Below are 3,586 nucleotides of genomic sequence, written 5' to 3' on the forward strand. Positions count from 1 at the left end.
CCCGCCACCTCACCCACCACTCCCCCTCTCACCTCTGGATTCCCCGCACCCTCAACCCCACACACCACTCAGTCCCTCGCCCCCCTCAAGCCCACACACCACTCAGCCCTTCGATCCCACCCACCGCTCAACCCCTCGCACCTTCGACCGCACACACCTCAGTCCCGTACCGCGACCGCCTTCTCCGTACGAGCCGCGGCCACCATCACCCCGAGCGCCACCACCACGATCCCCGCCCCTACAAAGAGAGGTGACCGATAGCCCAAGCCGGCCGAGATCGCCACACCCCCCAGCCAAGCCCCCACCGCGTTCCCCACATTGGAGGCCGACACGTTCGCACTCGCGGCCAGCGCCGCCCCGCCCGCCTGATCTGTGACCCTGGTGATCATCCCCGGCACGCTCGCGAAGCCAGTGACCCCCATCAGGAACACGAGCAGCACCGAAGCACTCTCGCTCCCCGCCAGCATCCCGAACACCGCCAACGTCACCGCGAGCCCCGCCAGCGCCCACACCAGCGCCCGGTCCCGATCCCGGTCGGCCGCACGGCCGCCCACCAGATTCCCGACGACCAGACCGACCCCGTACACCATGAGCAGCCAGGCGACGTCCGCCGAGGAGAAGCCGCCGACCTCGGTGAAGGTGTACGCGATATAGCTGAACGCGCCGAACATGCCGCCGTAGCTCAGCGCGGTGGCGACCAGAGTGAGCCAGACCTGAGAGGAGCGGAACGCGAGGAACTGTTCCCGCAGACCCTGAGCAGCGGGCGGCGACGCGGTGGCCGGGACGAGGGCTGCGATGCCGGCCAGCGCGAGGACGCCGATCCCGGTGACGGCCCAGAACGCGGCACGCCAGCCCCACCGTTCACCGACGAGCGCCCCGAACGGCACGCCGAGCACGTTGGCGACGGTGAGGCCGGCGAACATCACCGCGACGGCCTGGGACTTCTTCTCCGGCACGACGAGCGCGCGGGCGACGAGCGAACCGATACCGAAGAAGGAGCCGTGGCACAGGGCCGCGACGACGCGGCCCAGCATCATCACCCAGTAGTCGGAAGCGACGGCGGAGAGGAGATTGCCGATGACGAACAGCGCCACCAGGCCGACGAGGACCTGTTTACGCGGGAGCCGGGCCGTCGCCGCGGTCAAGGCGATCGCACCGACCGCAACGCTCAGCGCGTACCCGGAGATCAGCCGCCCCGCGGCGGCCTCGGACACCGCGAAGTCGGCAGCGACCTGCGGGAGCAGGCCCGCGATGAGGAACTCGGTAAGCCCGATACCGAACCCGCCGAGGGCCAGGGCGACCAGTCCGACCGGCATGCGTACCTCTCCGTTCTCGCTCCGGGACATCGACAACGGGGGGCCACTATGCCATCCCTCAGCTGAAGAACCTCTCCAATTCCGCTGCCAGCGCCCCTGGTTGCTCCTCGGCAACGAAGTGGCCGCTGCCCTCGACGGTGACGTACCGGGCGTCGAGGTACTGGCCGCCGATGGCGAGGGATTGGCATCCGCAGGGGCGGGTAGGCGTTGCTGTCGGCCTTGTCCTGGTGGAAGGTTCGGTAGACCACGAGGTGGCGGAAGCGGCCGGTGAGGAGTTTCGCGGGGAGGCCCTTGACGATGTCGAGGAAGAGGTCGGAGAACGGGCCGCCTTCCCAGATCGCGAGCTTCTCGGTGGCCGCAGTAGTCGACGGCGATGACGCGAAAACGCCTGGCCAGGGTGGGCAGGATCTTGTGGAGGCCGTACCAGGTGCGGGGCCAGCCGCCCATGAGGGCGAGGGGGCGCCGGTGACGTAGTGAAGACGGGTGTCGTTGACGTCGGTGTAGCCGTCCTCGAAGCCCTCAAGCATGGGTGTCGCGCTCCTCGTCGGTTTCGGGCATGGGGATTCCGGGCCACGGTGTCGAAGGCGCGGGTGGCGTGTTCGCGGTCCCAGAGGGGGACGGCCGGGCACGGCTTCGTCGCCGCTGCGGATGACGCCTTCCTCCTGGCCACCGGGGTGAAGAGGAAGAGCATGCGGGCGGTGTGGAGGCCGATGTTCGGGAATCGGTGCCGGATTCCGGGCGGTACGTAGAAGAAGTCGCCCGAGCCGGCGGTGATCTTCCGGTCGCCGTCGAGGAATTCCAGCTTTCCGTCGAGTACGTAGACGGCCTCGCCCTCTTTGGTGTGCACGTGGGCCAAGGGGCCGCCGCGGGGAGGGACGTCGGCCTCGATCAGGCCGAGTTGTCCGCCGGTTTCCCGGGCCCGTGCTTTCACGAAATGGCTCGCCGTCGGGTCCAGCGCGGGGTTCCTTCGCGGGAAGCTGCCGGCTCGCTTGACAGTTGTCACGCCACATCGGACTTGGCGGCCGTCAAGCGCGTGTCATCTTTCAACTCCCGTCCACAGAAGGGTTCATGACGGCACAGCGGTCTGATTGATCCGCGCACGCTAGCCTTCTGGATCAGCACAGCACGCAGCACACGGGGAACGGAGCAGTACCGAAGTGGCCAAGGACAGCGGGCAGCGCAGGACACCGCAGGTCGTTCTCACCGACGCCGAGATCCTCCGGCGTGGTCTGGACGCCTTCGCCGAGCTCGGATATCGGGGCGCCTCGGTCCGTGAACTCGCCAAGCGGCTCGGGGTGAGTCACAACTTTTTCAACGAACGGTTCGGTTCGAAAGAGGAATTCTGGCGGGCGGTCGTCGACGCGGCGGGACTGGAACCGAGTACGGAACTGACGGCGACGTTCTCCGCTGATATGGACGACGCGGAGAAATTCGGGGCGGTGGTGCGAACGTTCTATGCCAACGCCGGCAGGGCGCCCCAGCTCAACCAGATAGTCGCCGAGGAATCAGCACTGGACTCGGAACGCCTGGACCACCTCTACGCCGCCCTGATGGCCCCCTTCCTGGCCCAGGTCGAACCCCTGGCCCAGCGACTCATGTCCGCGGGCCGCATGCCAGTCATCCCCCTGGACATCCTCTTCAGCGCCCTGACCGGCCCCGCGCTGGTCCTGACCCAAGAGCAACTGGCCCGCCGCCTGGGCCGGGCCCCTCACCTGACCCCCGCGGAGTGGGACGCCCGCACCCGCTCCCTGGCGGACGTGGTCCTGCACGGCCTCCTCCCGACCACCTGACCCCTCGACGACCCCACCTCGCCGAAGGAGCGGGGTCAGAGCCGGGGCCCGCAACACCGGAAGGGCCGAAGGCCGGAAGCCGGGTCGGAAAAGGGGCCGGGCGGAAAGGGCCCGGCGAAGAGGGCCGGGGCGAAAGAGGGCCAGGGCGAGTCGAAGACGGGCGGAGCCAGGAGCTGAGCCCTGGGCGGAGATCCGGGAGCCGACGGCTGGAGTCGACTGCGGAGGCCAGGTGTTGGAGGCGGGGGTACCGGAGGCCGTTCCAGCAGGCGGCGCGCGGGCGGGGTGCCGAGAAGTGGGCGTCGAGAACCAGGCGCAGGCACACAGCGCAGGTCACCCACCCGGGATCGGACAGCGGCGTGCCGAAGGAGCCCCACAAGCACCCCCCGCCCCCAGCCCCCAGCACTGGCCCTGGCCCTCAGCCCTCAAGCTCCTGGCCCTGGCTCTGGCCCTCAGCCACCAAACCCCCGGCCTGGTCCTGGC

At 69.1% G+C, this 3,586-nt stretch carries 4 protein-coding genes; 2 read left to right on the plus strand and 2 right to left on the minus strand.

What is annotated here, in order from left to right:
* Positions 1-158: 158 nt before the first annotated feature.
* Together AOK24_RS32935 and AOK24_RS52830 are read right to left on the minus strand one after the other, a co-directional pair.
* Positions 159-1,316, minus strand: a complete 1,158-nt coding sequence (locus AOK24_RS32935) for an MFS transporter (protein WP_055723684.1) — start codon at positions 1,314-1,316, stop codon at positions 159-161.
* Positions 1,317-1,374: 58 nt separating this feature from the next.
* Positions 1,375-2,319, minus strand: a complete 945-nt coding sequence (locus tag AOK24_RS52830; protein WP_079057111.1) for a cupin domain-containing protein — start codon at positions 2,317-2,319, stop codon at positions 1,375-1,377.
* 154 nt (positions 2,320-2,473) lie between these two features.
* On the opposite strand from AOK24_RS52830, the gene AOK24_RS32940 reads away from it, so the two are divergent.
* Together AOK24_RS32940 and AOK24_RS49875 are read left to right on the plus strand one after the other, a co-directional pair.
* Positions 2,474-3,106, plus strand: coding sequence for a TetR/AcrR family transcriptional regulator (locus AOK24_RS32940; RefSeq protein WP_055723685.1), 633 nt, complete (start codon positions 2,474-2,476; stop codon positions 3,104-3,106).
* 292 nt (positions 3,107-3,398) lie between these two features.
* On the plus strand, positions 3,399-3,586 hold a 188-nt coding region (locus tag AOK24_RS49875), incomplete at its 3' end, for a hypothetical protein (protein WP_206191304.1).

This window comes from Streptomyces niveiscabiei, assembly GCF_001419795.1.
GTDB classification, from domain to species: Bacteria; Actinomycetota; Actinomycetes; order Streptomycetales; family Streptomycetaceae; genus Streptomyces; species Streptomyces niveiscabiei.

Bases quoted from the DNA above. Each gene is read 5' to 3' on its own strand.
- AOK24_RS32935 (WP_055723684.1), bottom strand. From the start codon at position 1,316: ATGCCGGTCGGACTGGTCGCCCTGGCCCTCGGCGGGTTCGGTATCGGG.